Source organism: Riemerella anatipestifer (genome assembly GCF_035666175.1).
Classification (GTDB): Bacteria; Bacteroidota; Bacteroidia; order Flavobacteriales; family Weeksellaceae; genus Riemerella; species Riemerella anatipestifer_D.
The window spans coordinates 279,364-295,135 of the sequence record NZ_CP142016.1 but is presented as its reverse complement, the minus strand read 5'-3'; the positions used below and the strand labels follow the sequence as shown (position 1 = coordinate 295,135).

At 32.4% G+C, this 15,772-nt stretch carries 16 protein-coding genes and 1 pseudogene; 11 read left to right on the top strand and 6 right to left on the bottom strand.

Annotated features, from left to right (window positions below; genetic code table 11):
- Nucleotides 1-227 precede the first annotated feature (227 nt).
- From VIX88_RS01430 to VIX88_RS01405, 6 genes and pseudogenes are all read left to right on the top strand, one after another.
- Nucleotides 228-1,107, top strand: a pseudogene (locus VIX88_RS01430) (IS982-like element ISRa1 family transposase).
- An 81-nt stretch (nt 1,108-1,188) separates the two neighbouring features.
- The gene (gene mscL / locus VIX88_RS01425) at nt 1,189-1,560 is read left to right on the top strand and encodes a large conductance mechanosensitive channel protein MscL (RefSeq protein ID WP_153926862.1); all 372 of its coding nucleotides are present in this window, start codon (nt 1,189-1,191) and stop codon (nt 1,558-1,560) included.
- Between the two features lie 77 nt (nt 1,561-1,637).
- Nucleotides 1,638-2,294 carry a YggS family pyridoxal phosphate-dependent enzyme gene (locus VIX88_RS01420; protein ID WP_064970316.1) on the top strand — a complete coding sequence of 219 codons (657 nt, stop codon included), beginning with the start codon at nt 1,638-1,640 and terminating at the stop codon, nt 2,292-2,294.
- A 36-nt stretch (nt 2,295-2,330) separates the two neighbouring features.
- On the top strand, nt 2,331-3,515 hold the full coding sequence (locus VIX88_RS01415) for a sigma-54-dependent transcriptional regulator (RefSeq protein ID WP_214193967.1): 1,185 nt from the start codon (nt 2,331-2,333) through the stop codon (nt 3,513-3,515).
- Between the two features lie 38 nt (nt 3,516-3,553).
- A complete protein-coding gene (locus tag VIX88_RS01410) occupies nt 3,554-4,906 on the top strand; it encodes an MATE family efflux transporter (RefSeq protein ID WP_064970314.1) in 1,353 nt (450 codons plus the stop codon).
- A gap of 136 nt (nt 4,907-5,042) precedes the next feature.
- Nucleotides 5,043-5,480, top strand: a complete 438-nt coding sequence (locus tag VIX88_RS01405; RefSeq protein ID WP_064970313.1) for a VOC family protein — start codon at nt 5,043-5,045, stop codon at nt 5,478-5,480.
- Between the two features lie 182 nt (nt 5,481-5,662).
- Here the strand turns inward: VIX88_RS01405 and VIX88_RS01400 are convergent, their stop codons facing one another.
- Nucleotides 5,663-6,541, bottom strand: a complete 879-nt coding sequence (locus tag VIX88_RS01400; protein ID WP_127919813.1) for an IS982-like element ISRa1 family transposase — start codon at nt 6,539-6,541, stop codon at nt 5,663-5,665.
- A gap of 95 nt (nt 6,542-6,636) precedes the next feature.
- Here VIX88_RS01400 and VIX88_RS01395 point away from each other — a divergent pair, with 95 nt between their 5' ends.
- The 5 genes from VIX88_RS01395 to VIX88_RS01375 all read left to right on the top strand — a co-directional run bounded on the left by VIX88_RS01395 (nt 6,637) and on the right by VIX88_RS01375 (nt 10,132).
- The gene (locus VIX88_RS01395) at nt 6,637-7,095 is read left to right on the top strand and encodes a hypothetical protein (RefSeq protein ID WP_064970428.1); all 459 of its coding nucleotides are present in this window, start codon (nt 6,637-6,639) and stop codon (nt 7,093-7,095) included.
- A 267-nt stretch (nt 7,096-7,362) separates the two neighbouring features.
- Nucleotides 7,363-8,064 carry a hypothetical protein gene (locus tag VIX88_RS01390; protein WP_127919814.1) on the top strand — a complete coding sequence of 234 codons (702 nt, stop codon included), beginning with the start codon at nt 7,363-7,365 and terminating at the stop codon, nt 8,062-8,064.
- A 66-nt stretch (nt 8,065-8,130) separates the two neighbouring features.
- A complete protein-coding gene (locus tag VIX88_RS01385) occupies nt 8,131-8,694 on the top strand; it encodes a hypothetical protein (RefSeq protein WP_064970430.1) in 564 nt (187 codons plus the stop codon).
- Nucleotides 8,695-8,768: 74 nt separating this feature from the next.
- Nucleotides 8,769-9,401: a hypothetical protein gene (locus VIX88_RS01380; RefSeq protein ID WP_064970431.1), complete on the top strand. Its 633-nt coding sequence runs from the start codon at nt 8,769-8,771 to the stop codon at nt 9,399-9,401.
- Nucleotides 9,402-9,427: 26 nt separating this feature from the next.
- Entirely contained in the window at nt 9,428-10,132 is a 705-nt protein-coding gene (locus VIX88_RS01375) for a M949_RS01915 family surface polysaccharide biosynthesis protein (protein ID WP_064970432.1), read from the top strand.
- Nucleotides 10,133-10,197: 65 nt separating this feature from the next.
- On the opposite strand, the gene clpP is transcribed toward VIX88_RS01375, so the two are convergent.
- From clpP to lgt, 5 genes are all read right to left on the bottom strand, one after another.
- Nucleotides 10,198-10,872 carry an ATP-dependent Clp endopeptidase proteolytic subunit ClpP gene (clpP, locus tag VIX88_RS01370; protein ID WP_004917707.1) on the bottom strand — a complete coding sequence of 225 codons (675 nt, stop codon included), beginning with the start codon at nt 10,870-10,872 and terminating at the stop codon, nt 10,198-10,200.
- A 79-nt stretch (nt 10,873-10,951) separates the two neighbouring features.
- The gene (dnaG, locus tag VIX88_RS01365; RefSeq protein WP_064970433.1) at nt 10,952-12,874 is read right to left on the bottom strand and encodes a DNA primase; all 1,923 of its coding nucleotides are present in this window, start codon (nt 12,872-12,874) and stop codon (nt 10,952-10,954) included.
- A gap of 15 nt (nt 12,875-12,889) precedes the next feature.
- Nucleotides 12,890-13,567 (bottom strand): DedA family protein, encoded by a 678-nt coding sequence (locus VIX88_RS01360; RefSeq protein WP_004917711.1) that lies wholly within the window; start codon nt 13,565-13,567, stop codon nt 12,890-12,892.
- Nucleotides 13,568-13,644: 77 nt separating this feature from the next.
- Nucleotides 13,645-14,757: a peptide chain release factor 2 gene (gene prfB / locus VIX88_RS01355; protein ID WP_064970451.1), complete on the bottom strand. Its 1,113-nt coding sequence runs from the start codon at nt 14,755-14,757 to the stop codon at nt 13,645-13,647.
- A 160-nt stretch (nt 14,758-14,917) separates the two neighbouring features.
- A complete protein-coding gene (gene lgt, locus VIX88_RS01350) occupies nt 14,918-15,769 on the bottom strand; it encodes a prolipoprotein diacylglyceryl transferase (RefSeq protein WP_064970434.1) in 852 nt (283 codons plus the stop codon).
- Nucleotides 15,770-15,772 lie beyond the last annotated feature (3 nt).

Below are 15,772 nucleotides of genomic sequence, written 5' to 3'. Positions count from 1 at the left end.
CAGATTATGAGGATAATGTTAATTTTTTATAATAAAAGTTACGAATTCTAATTTATTTAAAAACCTTATTCAAAGTAACAAAGAATAATTTAGGTTGATTAACATTTTTTAATATCTTTGTCCATAAGAAAATATAATAAACCCGTTGTGCATTATGAAATGAAAAAAACAAGAGTTGTTTATTAGACTGAAAATCAGTATATTGTTTTTGCTATAAAACGATATAAATGAACAACTTAGAGCAAATATATGAAAGAATTTTGGAAGTTTTAGGACTTTTTTCAGAAAATCAACTGATTAGTTATCAGAGAAGAACACCTAAAATGAGCGATTTAGAAGTCATAAGTCTTAATATTACTGCTGAATACTTGAGTATTGATAGCGAATTACAGTTATTTAGAAAATTGCCAAACTCTCTGATAAACAAAATTGAAAGAAGTGTTTACAATAAGCGAAAACGAAGACTATCCCTACAAACAGAGCAAATTAGACAGCGTATTTCGATGGAGTTCAATGAGTTTGAAGATATTTTTATCGTTGATAGCATGCCAATGAAAGTTTGTGAAAACGCTCGTTCTACTCGTTCAAAAATTTGTAAAGAGCAATCCTATTCTTCACCAACATATGGTTATTGTGCTTCACAGAAATTATATTTCTATGGCTATAAACTACACGCAGTATGTTCTTTAAATGGTGTTGATTAAGAATTTTGATATAAGCCCTGCATCCGTTCACGACATCCACTATTTAAAAGATATTGGTGAGCAAATGCGAAACTGTACTTTAATTGGAGATAGAGGCTATTTATCAGCAAAAGTTCAAATAGATTTATTTAACTATGCTAATATTAAATTAGATACACCAATGAGAAGTAATCAGAAAGATTATATTCCTCAATTTTCATTGTACAAGAAAAAGCGAAAACGAATTGAGACATTTTTCTCTCAACTTTGCGACCAATTTATGATTAAAAGAAACTATGCTAAAACTTTTGAAGGCTTTAAAACAAGGATAATCAGTAAAATAACCGCCGCAACGGTTATTCAATATATCAATAAATTTATCTTCCAAAGAAAATTAAATCATCTAAAAATCAGTATTATTTAAAATGCACAACGAGTTCCAAAGAAAATTAAATCATCTAAAAATCAGTATTATTTAAAATGCACAACGAGTATAATAAATATTATGGGATTTATCAAAGAATTTAAAGAGTTTGCTGTTAAAGGCAATGTTATCGACTTAGCTGTCGGTGTAATTATAGGAGGAGCTTTCGGAAAGATTGTAAACTCTTTTGTAGGAGATGTTATTACGCCTGCACTTCTGAGTCCGATGCTGGAAAAAATTGGGGCAGAAAATATAGCTCAATTGTCTTGGAATGGCATTAAATACGGAAGTTTCCTTTCTGCTGTTATCAGTTTCTTATGTATAGCTTTTGTTTTGTTTGTAATGATTAAAGGTATTAACAAAATGAAGAAAGAAGAAAAAGTAGAAGAAGCTCCAGCAGGACTTACACAAGAAGAACTTTTAGCAGAAATAAGAGACCTACTAAAAAAATAATTTCAACAATATTTTTTTTAACCGCCATATGGCGGTTTTTTTTATTTTTGCTCAATATTGTTATAATCTTGCGTTATATGTCTATAGAAACTAATTATACCCAACTTGTATCACAAATTCCTAAAACTGTAAATCTTGTAGCGGTTTCTAAAACTTATCCAGTTGAAGATGTACAAAAAGTTTACAATTTGGGGCATAGAGTATTTGGAGAAAACAAAGTACAGGAGTTGGTAGCCAAACATACTGAGTTGCCAAGTGATATACAGTGGCATCTTATAGGGCATCTACAAACCAATAAGGTTAAATATATTGCTCCTTTTGTCCACACCATACAAAGTGTGGATTCGGAAAAACTATTACAGGAAATAGATAAACAAGCAAGAAAACACAATAGAATCATCAATATTTTGCTTCAAGTTAAAATTGCAGAAGAAGATACCAAAACAGGTATGGAAATTAATGAAGTAAAAGAGTTATGTGTTAAAATAAAACAAGGCGAATTTCCTAATATCAAATTACAAGGGTTGATGGGAATGGCGACTTTTACCGATGATGAAACACAAATCAGAAGAGAATTTTCTTTTCTGAAGCAGTTATATGATTATCTTTCAGATTCTCATCAATTAAATACTCTATCTATGGGTATGAGTGGTGATTTTCCGTTGGCAATAGAATGCGGAGCTAATTCTATTAGAGTTGGGTCTGCCATATTTGGTGCGAGAAATTATCAATAATTTAGAATTTAATTTAAATATAACTATCTTTGTTCTATGCAAAAAATATTAATTGTAGAAGACGAAAAAGCTATTTCAGGCTTGCTTAAAAATATTCTTTCTGAGGAAGTTAAAGATTATGAAATTTTAGTAGCAGATGACGGATTAGAGGCCTATAAACTAATAGAAAAAGAAGATTTTTCTTTAGTAATATCCGATATAAAGATGCCTAAAGTATCAGGTACAGAACTTTTACAAAAAGCATTGGAAATAAAACCAGATACTGCTTTTGTGATGATTTCTGCCCACGGAGACATCAATACAGCGGTGCAATGCCTTAAACAAGGTGCTTACGACTTTATAGAAAAACCTATAGATCTTAACCGACTTATCACGAGTGTAAGAAATACTTTGGAGCGAAAGGAACTCAAAGCTTCTAATCAAATTTTAAAGAAGGAGAATACTCAGCTTAAGAAAAAAGTAAATAAAAAATACCAAATGATTGGTAGCTCGGAAGCCCTTAAGAAAATCCAAGATATGATAGATAAAGTGGCTCCGTCTGATGCTAGAGTTCTCATTACTGGACCTAATGGTGCTGGTAAGGAGCTTGTCGCTCATGCTTTACATTCCCAAAGTGAACGCTCCAAAGGCCCCATGGTAGAGGTAAACTGTGCTGCAATACCTTCAGAATTGATAGAGAGCGAATTGTTCGGACATATGAAAGGCTCTTTTACAGGTGCTGTTAAGGATAAGTCTGGTAAATTTGAGCAAGCTAATGGAGGAACGATATTTTTAGACGAAATAGGTGATATGAGTTTGGTGGCACAAGCCAAAGTGCTCAGAGTCTTACAAGAACATAAAGTATCTCCTGTGGGAAGTGATAAAGAAATAAAAATAGATGTAAGAGTCTTAGCAGCAACTAATAAAAACTTACAAAAAGAGATAGAGGAAGGACGATTTAGAGAAGATTTATACCACCGACTTTCGGTAATAGAAATACAAGTTCCTGCTCTTAATGATAGGAAAAAAGATATACCTCTACTTGTGGAACATTTTGCACAAAATATAGCTTCTGAGAATGGTAGTCCTGTAAAAGAATTTAGTAAGGAAGCTCTAAAAGCTCTTCAAAACTATGATTGGACAGGTAATATTCGTGAGTTAAGAAATGTCGTGGAAAGGCTAATTATATTAGGCGAAAATCCTGTAAGCGAGAATGATATTTCCAACTTTGTTAAAAAATAACAGGAGAAATATTAGCCTTATAAACTTATCATAATGTTATGTCTTTCTTAGATACGGTTTATACCAAACGACTTATGAAACTTGCCTTACCCGTGATGCTAACACAGGTAGGGCAAGTTTCCGTTAATTTATTTGACAATATTATTGTAGGAAACTTACTAGGAGCCGACGCACTGGCTTCGGTTTCTTTAGCAAACGGCATATTTTTTTCCATTTTTGTAGTGGCTTTGGGATTTTCTTTGGCTATTCCTCCTTTGGTTTCGGAAGCCCAAACTAGAGGAGACCATCAACAGATTAACCAAGTTTTTAGTCACGGACTTATTGTAAATGTTAGTATTGGGATTCTTCTCATTCTACTGATTTTTGGTATTAGCCCATTGATGTATCACCTTGACCAGCCTCCTCACATAATGCCTGATGCCGAAACCTACCTTAAAATAGTTGTGGTAAGTATTTTCCCCTTTATGATATTTCAAACTATGCGAGAGGTTTCAGAAGGGCTTTCATTTACTATTGGAGTTACCAAGGCAACCATTATTGCTAATATCATCAATATTATTTTAAATTATATTTTGATAAAAGGCTTTTGGATTATCCCAAGTTTTGGAGTTGCTGGTTCTGCATATGCCACACTCATTGCGAGAATATTCATGATGTTTTTTCTATTTTTCGTAATGAAAAAAGAGAAAGTGACTCGCCGATATATGGAAGACTTCAGTTTAAAACTAAGTTTACTTAAGAAACAAATGTTTACCAAACTCCTTAGATTAGGATTTCCGATGTCTTTACAAATGTTTTTTGAGGTTACTGCATTTGCTGCGGCTGCTTTTATTTGTGGTAAAGTAAGTGCTAGAGATATTGCCGCTCATCAGATTGCGTTGAGTATGGCTTCTTTTACCTTTAATCTTTGTATAGGGTTTAGTGTAGCTTCCACCATTATGGTTGGTAATAAAGTAGGCGAAAAAAACTTTGACGAAGTAAAAAAAGTAGGTGTTAACAACCTGAAAATAGTATTTTTATTTATGCTAATTTGCGGTATGGTTTTCATACTTGGTAGAGAAGTTCTTCCTACTTTCTTTACTAAAAAAGAAGATGTGGAGGTATTAGTTTTAGCTTCTCAACTGATGATTGTTGCCGCTCTTTTCCAACTTTCAGATGGTATCCAAGTTACGGCGTTAGGTCTTTTGAGAGGATTGCAAGATGTTAAAATTCCTAGTTTTATTACATTTATCGCCTATTGGCTAATTACCTTACCATTAGGATATTATTTATGCATCAACCTAAATATGGGAGCTTTTGGAATGTGGATAGCTCTTGGTATTGGCTTAACAATTTCCGCTTTACTACTTGTAAGACGTTTTTTAGTTAATAAAACATTGATGAAATTATAAGCCAATTTTTGGGTTGTTATAAGTGTATATTTGTTTATTAAAAAATGTTGATATCAGTTAAGATAACAAAAAGCAATGTTTATTCATCTTTTTTGTTTACCTTAGCTATAATTTTGATAACAAATAATTTATAAAAATGACAACAGTAAGCATCTATTTAAATTTTAATGGAAATTGTGAAGAAGCATTTAATTTCTATAAATCAGTGTTTGGGGGAGAATTTACCTATGTAGGGAGATTTGGCGATATGCCTCCACAAGAGGGAATGCCACCAATGAGTGAGGTGGATAAAAATAAAATTATGCACATAGGTCTTCCTATAGGAAATACCGTTTTAATGGGAAGTGATACAGGTGGAGAATGGGCACCATCTTTTCAACAAGGGAATAATTTTTCAATAAATATTACGCCTGAAAGTAAAGAAGTAGCAGATAAACTATTTAATGGACTTTCTGCGGGAGGAAAGGTAACGATGCCGATGGCAGATACTTTCTGGGGTGCTTATTTTGGTATGTTTACAGATAAGTTTGGTATTAATTGGATGATAAATTTTGAATCGCAGAATAATCAATAAGTTTATAAAAGATGAATTGCCAAAAGATAGAAAAACTTTTGGCAATTTTTTTTAATATATAGTTTTTACTGTCCATTCTTATGGATTTATTTAACTTAGCAGTGTTGAAATTTTTTAAGAAAGCTAAAAAAGATGAAGATTATAACTTTTAATAAAATTATAAAATAAACTCGTTGTGCATTTTAAATAATACTGATTTTTAGATGATTTAATTTTCTTTGGAAGATAAATTTATTGATATATTGAATAACCGTTGCGGCGGTTATTTTACTGATTATCCTTGTTTTAAAGCCTTCAAAAGTTTTAGCATAGTTTCTTTTAATCATAAATTGGTCGCAAAGTTGAGAGAAAAATGTCTCAATTCGTTTTCGCTTTTTCTTGTACAATGAAAATTGAGGAATATAATCTTTCTGATTACTTCTCATTGGTGTATCTAATTTAATATTAGCATAGTTAAATAAATCTATTTGAACTTTTGCTGATAAATAGCCTCTATCTCCAATTAAAGTACAGTTTCGCATTTGCTCACCACTATCTTTTAAATAGTGGATGTCGTGAACGGATGCAGGGCTTATATCAAAATTCTTAATCACACCATTTAAAGAACATACTGCGTGTAGTTTATAGCCATAGAAATATAATTTCTGTGAAGCACAATAACCATATGTTGGTGAAGAATAGGATTGCTCTTTACAAATTTTTGAACGAGTAGAACGAGCGTTTTCACAAACTTTCATTGGCATGCTATCAACGATAAAAATATCTTCAAACTCATTGAACTCCATCGAAATACGCTGTCTAATTTGCTCTGTTTGTAGGGATAGTCTTCGTTTTCGCTTATTGTAAACACTTCTTTCAATTTTGTTTATCAGAGAGTTTGGCAATTTTCTAAATAACTGTAATTCGCTATCAATACTCAAGTATTCAGCAGTAATATTAAGACTTATGACTTCTAAATCGCTCATTTTAGGTGTTCTTCTCTGATAACTAATCAGTTGATTTTCTGAAAAAAGTCCTAAAACTTCCAAAATTCTTTCATATATTTGCTCTAAGTTGTTCATTTATATCGTTTTATAGCAAAAACAATATACTTATTTTCAGTCTAATAAACAACTCTTGTTTTTTTCATTTCATAATGCACAACGGGTTAAAATAAATGAATTTTTCTAAAATATTTTATGGGCTTGCTCTTGGGGGAGCACCACTATTGGTAAATGCCCAAGATATAAAAGAAAAAATAGCTATTGAAGGAGGTTATACCTATTTTAATAGAAGTTTTGCTGATATTGGAGTAAAGTTTGCATTTGACAAAGAATTTATAGTATTAGGTGGAAATGCATTAGTAGGTGCTGCTGATGGTAAACTTTTAGTCATACCCGAGATTAATGCAACGAAATATTTTGAATTCAAGAAAAATGATTTACCATTCACTTTTGTAAGGTTTAATGTTTCTCCAAAAACAGTTTCTCCACAAGTTGGATTTAGCTATTTCTTTTTAGAGCTTGGTGTGGGGTATGGCTTTAGGTTTGATAATTCCATCCACTATAGAACAGAAGGATTTAGAACACAACTGAATATCAATATTCCTTTAAAATTTAACATGAGAATAATGTAGAAGTGACAAATGGTAAATTAAAAAGGTCATTCTGAATAACGGTTATTTTACATGAGAATAGCAATAGTAAAAGTTTTTATATAAATTTAATTCTTATGAAAAAAATAATATTAGCCCTGTTTTTGTCCGATGTATAATAAAGATTTTGTAATATTTTCATCATATAATGCTTTTCTCTTTCACTAATTTATTTAACTTAGCAATATAGCAAATACTTTTCTCGTTAGTGTCAGGTGTAGTAAAATAATATCAAAAACAATTATGAAAATGAAAAAAATAACAATTTTAATATTAATGAGTTTTATAATAAATCTTTGTTTTTCTCAAAAAATAAAAATTGAACATGTTATAAAAAATGATTCTCTCCCTAAAAGAGAAAAGAAAGATTTTTTTTACTTGGCAAAAGAAACTGATATTACAAAGGCTAAATATATTGGAAGACTTAAAGCAACGAACAAATTCAGCTATATTGACATGGTAATCTATTTGTTGAAAGACCAAGCACAAAAGAGAGGTGCTAATTCATTCAAATTTGTTGATTTTAAAAATAAAGATGGAATAAACCAGTTAGTTATTGATGTTTATGTTATTGGAGATGAGATAAAAAAGATAAATCAAGATAATCTTCCAAAAAATAATTTTTTTTTCTTTGGTAAAGATAATTTAGGTAAAGAAATTATAGAGGAATATTCTTTAAATGATGAACCAAGAAAAATCAAATCTTTTCATTACACGGTAATGGAATTTGATAAACCTATGAAAGTTACAAAAGGAAAAGCATTTGGCACATCTGTAAAAGTTAAACCGAATGAAAACGGAGACTCAATGTTTATAAGCTTTTCGGGATTCGGTGCTTCTTCAATATCTACACCATCTGGAGGAATTGGAATTGGTTTCTCTGGAGGAAATGTAACTCTAATGGATAGTAATTATGGTTTTTTATTGACAAATATTTATAGCAGAGAATAATAAATATTTGCCAATAACATGTATAGCCTTTACAAAAATTATGTGATATTTTGTTAAATAACCAACATGAAAGGAAAAATTATACTATCCATTTTATTGTTACTTTTTATTTCCTGTAAAAAAGTTGAGGAAAATAAAAGAGTTGATATAAAATCTGCTGAAAATGATTCTGTTCCAAAACACGGAAGAATTTTTTTTGAATATGACAAAATAGACCACTACAAAAACGAAATAGACAGCATTTATGAATTAACGAGTAATAGAGAAATTTCAAAACTTAATAATCTAAAATCTGAAATTGTTTTAGGTGATAAACCTAAAGATTTAAATGACACTGAGTTTTTCAAAAGTTTGGAAAAAATTGGCTATAAAAAATCTGAAATTAGTCAGTCTAAATTTGAAGAAATAAATAAAATTTTTGTTGAAAAAACAGTAAGTCAAAATTTAGATTATGCATGTCCTGCTGTTTATCGAGATATATTAATTTTCAGAAAACAAAATAAAACTGTGGGAATTGCCAAAATATGTTTTGAATGTTTTAAAAGTCAAATTATAGGAACTAAAGCGAATACTGAGAATTTTGGTCAAAATGGAGATTATGAAAAGCTTGAAGAAATACTGAAAAATTAAAAAGATATGTTTGAAAAATAGTCAAAAAAATGTAACGTTTAGGCTCTTTTGTGTTTTTTTATATTAGAAATTCGATGAAAAAATTTTTGTTATTTTTTGTAGTGTGTTTTATTTCTTGTCAGAATTCTAAGTTAGTTAACGAAGGTAAACCTACTTTGGTTAAAGAAATTAGATTTTCCGAAAAGGAGAAGGAAATGCAAACGGTTATCATCAATATTATTAAAGCTTATCAGAATAAAGATGAAAAGGCTTTAAATAAGTTTATCCATAAAAAGTTTGGGATCACCTTTCTGTTTCGTATGGGAGCTCAGGACAATATCGCTAATCTTGAAAAGATTTCTTTCGCCAAATCCGTTCCCAGTTATTTGCCTTTTGACCCTAATATAATAACTGACTATAAAATTATCCAAGAAAAGCTACCGATATATAGCTGTGAAACAGAAAGCTGGAATAAACCTGCGGGAATTTATATCGACCTTAATCAAAAAGAATCTTTATTTTCTGAAATTGCAAAGTTTGAAAATGCTAACTTTGATGAGAAACCATGGTCCGATAGTGAGGTTAAAAAGTTAGAAACCATAGAGAGAAGCAGTCATAAAGTCATTGTAATTGGGCAAAACCAAAAGGAGTTTATTTTCTATATTGGTTATTTCAATAACATATGGTATCTAACGGCTATCGACCGATTTGAGGTTTGTTCCGCATAAAATCAACATAATAAATTGAAGGTAAAATGAAGTATTTTAAACTGCTAATCGCTCTTGCATTATTATCGTGTAATACGACAGAGAGTAAAATAGAAGAAAAGCAAATACCAACAGAAGGGATCTCGGAAAAATTAGAAAAAAAGGAAAACTTTGAAATTTCGTATGAAAAACTTTCAGATAAATCTATTCCTGAGGGGATTTCTTTTGAAGGCAAGGTTAAAGAGGTTGCTAGAGTAGAGGATTTACAAGGAGAACATATCATTCTATTAACAGAAACGGGCATCGTGCCTAGCAAAAAGGTGGTCAACGCAGACTATGAAAAAGATGCAAAAATTTTCGTGTATGATTATCTTTATGATAAAAACGAAAATAAATATAAATTAAACTGGAAAATACAAGATTTTATTTTGAACTGCGAGTTTGATTTATCCATGGATTTCGTTAAAGATACTTTTAAAATCACGGATTTAAACAACAACGGTATCGCCGAAATTTGGACGATGTATTCCATGTTGTGTACTTCGGACATCAGTCCAGATGTGATGAAAATTATTATGTATGAAGGCAAACAGAAATATGCTTTAAGGGGACACGCTACTCTAATGGCTGGTGAAGACAAGCTTGAGGAAGGCGACTATCAATTAGACGAAAATTTATCAAAAGCATCAAAAGAAATAAAAGAATTTGCTTTAAAAATGTGGCGAAATAATAATATACAGAAATTAAACTAAAGATAGAGATATTGAGTAAAAATATAATAAAACCCTAGAATTTCTAGGGTTTTGTGTTTTGTTTATTATTTTCTAGCTAGAACTTCGTCTATCATTCCGAATTCTTTAGCTTCTTCGGAGGTCATCCAATAATCTCTATCGGAAGATTTTTCAACCCATTCATAAGATTGTCCAGAATGTTCAGAGATAATATCATAAAGCTCTTTCTTCAGTTTAAGCATTTCTCTAAGGTTGATTTCCATATCGCTGGCTACACCTTGAGCACCGCCACTAGGTTGGTGTATCATCACTCTAGAATGTTTAAGAGCAGAGCGTTTACCCTTTTCACCAGCTACAAGAAGTACAGCTCCCATAGAAGCAGCCATACCCGTACAGATAGTAGCTACATCAGGCTTAATGATTTGCATCGTATCATAAATTCCAAGTCCTGCATATACGCTTCCGCCAGGAGAGTTAATGTAAATCTGAATATCTTTAGTAGGGTCTGCACTTTCTAAAAATAAAAGCTGAGCCGTTACAATATTTGCCACTTGGTCGTCTATTCCAGTGCCTAAAAAGATAATTCTATCCATCATCAATCTAGAAAAAACGTCCATTTGTGCTACATTCATACGGCGTTCTTCCATAATGTATGGTGTAAGGTTGGTTGGGTTAAAAGTCCCCATATATTGGTCGGTAGCTAGTCCATTATTTCCTAGGTGCTTTACCGAAAAATCTCTAAATTCCTTTTTAATATCCATATTGTGTTATATTTTATTTTCAAGTTCAAATACCAATACTGTACCCGAAGTTTTTTAAGCGGTAAAAATAGTCATTCTGTCATAAAACACGAAACAATTTTTGGTCTATAGTGTTTTTTAGCATCGTTAGTTTAATTATTTTTTGATAAATCTCCGTTTTATCTTCAGCTTCGGTATTTTTCAAATCCTCTATCATTTTCATAATATACTCTCGCTTATAGCGATAGATGGTATCGGTAACCAATTTATTGATAGATTTTTCTTTTGGTAGAAGGTAAATGTTATGTTTTTTCCAATCACTTAGCTGATAAGGCTCTACTAAAGCATTGGCCACTTTATTGGTAATTTCTTCATCCATTAAAGTAATGAAAAAACGCTCTGACCTCAGTTCATTGGTTTGGATACCTTGTTTTATTTCGTTGATGATTTTCCTATTGGTTTCAGATTGTATCTCACAATTATCCTCTTCCATTCGGCATATTACTTCTTCAATAACGGTGGTTTGGTAAACTTTATCTTCGGCATCTTTCATTTCAATAATATAATCTCCATACTTTAACATCAGTTCTACCATTTGTTCCTCCAAATAGAGTAGGGCGGTGTTGGCTTTAGTAAAGTCCGAAGTAATAATCTCCAGCTTAGGTTGTGTCTGAGGTGTAGCTTTTTTAGGCGTTAAATGTTGCTGTTCTTTAACCTGTTGTTGTATGCCTAGCTCGTTAAATAAACTCTGCTCCGAAAGCCCAAACTTGTTAGAAATTTCCTTGAGGTAAATCTCCTGTTTTAACACATTACCGACAAATGCCACCGATTTTACAATATCTCTAATGGCTTCGGATTTTTTTATAGGGTCGTGCTCTACATCTTTGAGTAGAATTTCAGCCTTAAAATTGATGAAATCTTGGGCGTTATTTTGTATAAAATCTTCTACAAACTCCTTTGGGTGTTTTCTAGAGAACGAGTCTGGGTCGTCCCCATCAGGGAAAAGCAATACTCTGATATTCATTCCTTCGGAAAGGAGCATATCTATACTTCTAAAGCTGGCTTTAATTCCTGCGGCATCTCCATCAAAAAGTATGGTTACATTTTCTGTAAGCCTTTTAATGAGTTTAATTTGCTCTGTGGTAAGTGCCGTCCCAGAACTCGCTACCACATTCTCTATCCCTGCCTGATGCAGTGCTACCACATCCATATAGCCCTCTACCAGTAAACATAAATTTTGTTTAGAAATGGCTTGTTTACTTTGGTTAAGCCCATAGAGAACAGTAGATTTATGATAAATTTCTGTTTCAGGAGAATTGAGGTACTTGGCAGTTTTAGCATTAGATTTTAAAATCCTTGCTCCAAATCCCAAAACTCTTCCAGAAAAACTATGGATAGGAAATATAACCCTTTCTCTAAAACGGTCTACGCCATCAGGAGCATAATCTGTGAAGATGGATAATCCTGATTTTTCTAAAATCTCTTTGGTGTAGCCTTTAGAAATAGCATATTCTGTGAAGGCATTTTTTTGAATAGGAGAGTAGCCTAGCTGGAATTTTTTTATAATATCCTCTCGTAACTCTCTTTCTTTGAAATAAGATAGACCGATACTTTTACCTTCTTCGGTTTCCCAAATTTGTTTTTGATAGTAGTGGTTGGCTACTTCGTGTATTTTATAGAGTAAATCTTTTTCGGTTTGGGCTGTTTTTTCTTCTTCGGTGAGCTCTCTTTGGTGTTCTTCTATTTCGATGCCGTATTTTTTTGCGGCAAATCTGAGGGCTTCGGGATAGCTGAAATTCTCTATCTCCATTAAAAAAGAAATGGCAGTACCTCCTTTTCCAGAGGAAAAATCCTTCCAAATTTGCTTGGAAGGAGACACAATAAAACTAGGTGTTTTTTCATCTACAAAAGGGCTGAGTCCTTTATAATTAGACCCAGCTCTTTTGAGTTGAACATATTCACCCACAATTTCTTCCACTCGTATGGCGGAAAAAATTTTGTCTATCGTCTCTTTAGTTATCAAATTTTTATGATAAAATTAGATGCTGTTTTGCTTCTTATCTTTTCCGAAAAACATTTTAATAATTACAGGTGCTGTTGTAATGACTACAATAAACAGTATTATTATTTCCAAATGTCTTTTTAAATCGATACCAAACTGCTCCAAAAATAGTTTATCCAAATAGTGTCCTGCAAAAATAAGTGAAAATGACCACGCAATAGCTCCTACAATATTATAAAGCATAAATTTACCTTTCTCCATTCCTACAATACCAGCTACAATAGGTGCAAAGGTTCTCACGATGGGTAAAAATCTAGCCGCTATAATGGCTATTCTACCGTGTTCCTCATAGAAATCATGAGCCTTAAAAAGATATTTTTTCTTGAAAAGGAAAGAGTCTGGTCTTTCATATAAAGCAGGTCCACTTTTTTTACCAAACCAATAGCCCACCATATTTCCTAAAATAGCAGCAATAGCAATAGCACTAGCTAATATAACGGTGCTTAAGAAATCACTTTCAATGATACCAAAAGTTTCCGTAATCATAGGAACGGCATAGATGCCAGAGATGAAAAGTAAACTATCTCCTGGTAAGAAAAACCCTACAAAAAGTCCTGTTTCTGCAAATATGATAAATAACACTAACCAAAATCCTCCCATTTTGATATAAAATTCAGGATTTAGGAGGTCTTTCCAACTTTCAAAATGATCCATACTTATTTTTTACTTGATGCACAAAAATACTTAATTAAATTCTTTTTAGTCCTATCTATAAAGAGATTTAACAAATTTTATAATTCTAAATCGTTATCTGTAACGGCTGTACCGTCTGCCATAAGGTAGGCTTTTAGAAAAGGTGTGATTTCTCCATTCATTACAGCATCTACATCGGAAGTCTCATGCCCTGACCTTACATCTTTTACCAATTTATAGGGGTGCATGACATAGTTTCTGATTTGGCTGCCCCATTCTATTTTCATTTTATTGGCTTCTATTTCGTTTCTAGCCCTCATTCGCTCTTCAAGTTCTATCTCATAAAGCCTAGATTTAAGAAGTTGTAGAGCCTTTTCTTTGTTTTGTAGTTGAGACCTGCTTTCGGAGTTTTCTATAATGATTCCTGTTGGAGCGTGTCTTAGTCGTACAGCAGTTTCTACTTTGTTTACATTTTGTCCACCTGCACCAGAAGCTCGCATGGTTTCAAAACTAATATCGGCAGGGTTGATGTTGATTTCTATTGAATCGTCTACTAGTGGATAAACGTAAACCGATGCAAAGCTAGTGTGTCTTTTAGCATTGCTATCAAATGGAGAAATTCTCACCAAACGATGTACTCCATTTTCTCCTTTAAGATATCCAAAGGCATATTCTCCTTCTATTTCTAAGGTTACGGTTTTTACACCAGCTACATCACCTTCTTGGAAATTGAGTTCTTTTACTTTATATCCGTTTTTATCTGCCCACATCAGATACATTCTCATTAGCATACTCGCCCAATCGCAAGATTCTGTACCACCAGCTCCAGCAGTAATTTGGAGCACAGCAGAAAGTTCATCGCCTTCGTTGGAAAGCATGTTTTTAAACTCTAAACTTTCTACTTTTTCTAATAGAGTAGGGTAGGCGGTTTCTAACTCTTGTGCACTATCTGGGTCTTCTTTAGAAAACTCAAGTAAAACTTGTAAATCCTCCAGCCCTGTATGGATTTCTTCGTAATCTTCTACCCATTTTTTTTTAGACCTAAGTTGTTTCAAAAAAACTTCTGCTTCCTTCGGGTTATCCCAAAACTCTGGAGCAGCAGTTTTTTCGTCATCATTTGTAATTTCTAACTTTTTTTTATCAATTTGAAGATATTTGTGAAGGTCTGATACTCTTTGACTGATGTTTTTTACTTGATCTAATGTAACCACTTTTACGAAAATTTCCACAAAAATAACGAAATTCCGTTAAATCAAAACAGGCTTTAATAAGACCTTAAAACCACCCTGATTTCCTTTTCTATGAATATCGAAAGTAGTATTTCTTTTAAAATCAAAAGAATACTTAAATAGATATAACCTAAAACTGATGTTATTTATTGATTTTAAATCGTTTTGATATGAACATAATGGCTACTCCAGCTATCATAAATGGTATAGATAAAACTTGTCCTGTGTTAAGTCCTGCAAACTGAATAAACTCGTCACCTTGTGGTTCTTTCCAAAACTCTACAGTAAATCTTATTGCCCACAATAGAGCCAAAAATAAACCGAATAACCACCCTTGTTGATATTTCTTTTGGGTTTTAAAGTATAAGAAAATGAGTAAAATAAATAGACATAGGTAGCCGAAAGACTCGAATAATTGTGTAGGGTATCTAGGGACTATCGCACCGTATTCCATACTTTGTTGAGGAAATAATACGGCAAAAGGAGAATCTTCTGGAGCTGGTTTTCCGATGATTTCTGAGTTGAAAAAGTTTCCTATCCTAATAAAAACCCCCGCTAAAGCGATTACAATACCTAGCCTATCATATACCCAAAACGGATTTTTTTTGATGATTTTTAAACTGTAATATAGTGTGGTAAGTATGAGTGCAATGGCAGCTCCGTGGCTTGCAAGTCCAGAAAAACCTGTAAAGGCAAAGCTAGGCTGTGTACGAATAGGCAGAAAAACTGACCAAAAGTCTTCCTTAAAAAGTTCAGGTTGATAAAAAATAACATGTCCTAACCTCGCCCCAAAGATGGTGCCGACTAGAGTCCACGTGAATAGAGGTTCTAAATATTTTTCATCTACACCGTCTATCTTGAAAAACTTTTTCATAATCAAAAAGCCTAAGCCGAATGCTAAAACAAACATTAGACTGTAATAGTGAATAGTGAAAAAATTGCCTAATTCTATTCCTTTAGATGGGTCCCATGTGATGTATAAAAATTGTGTCATTAT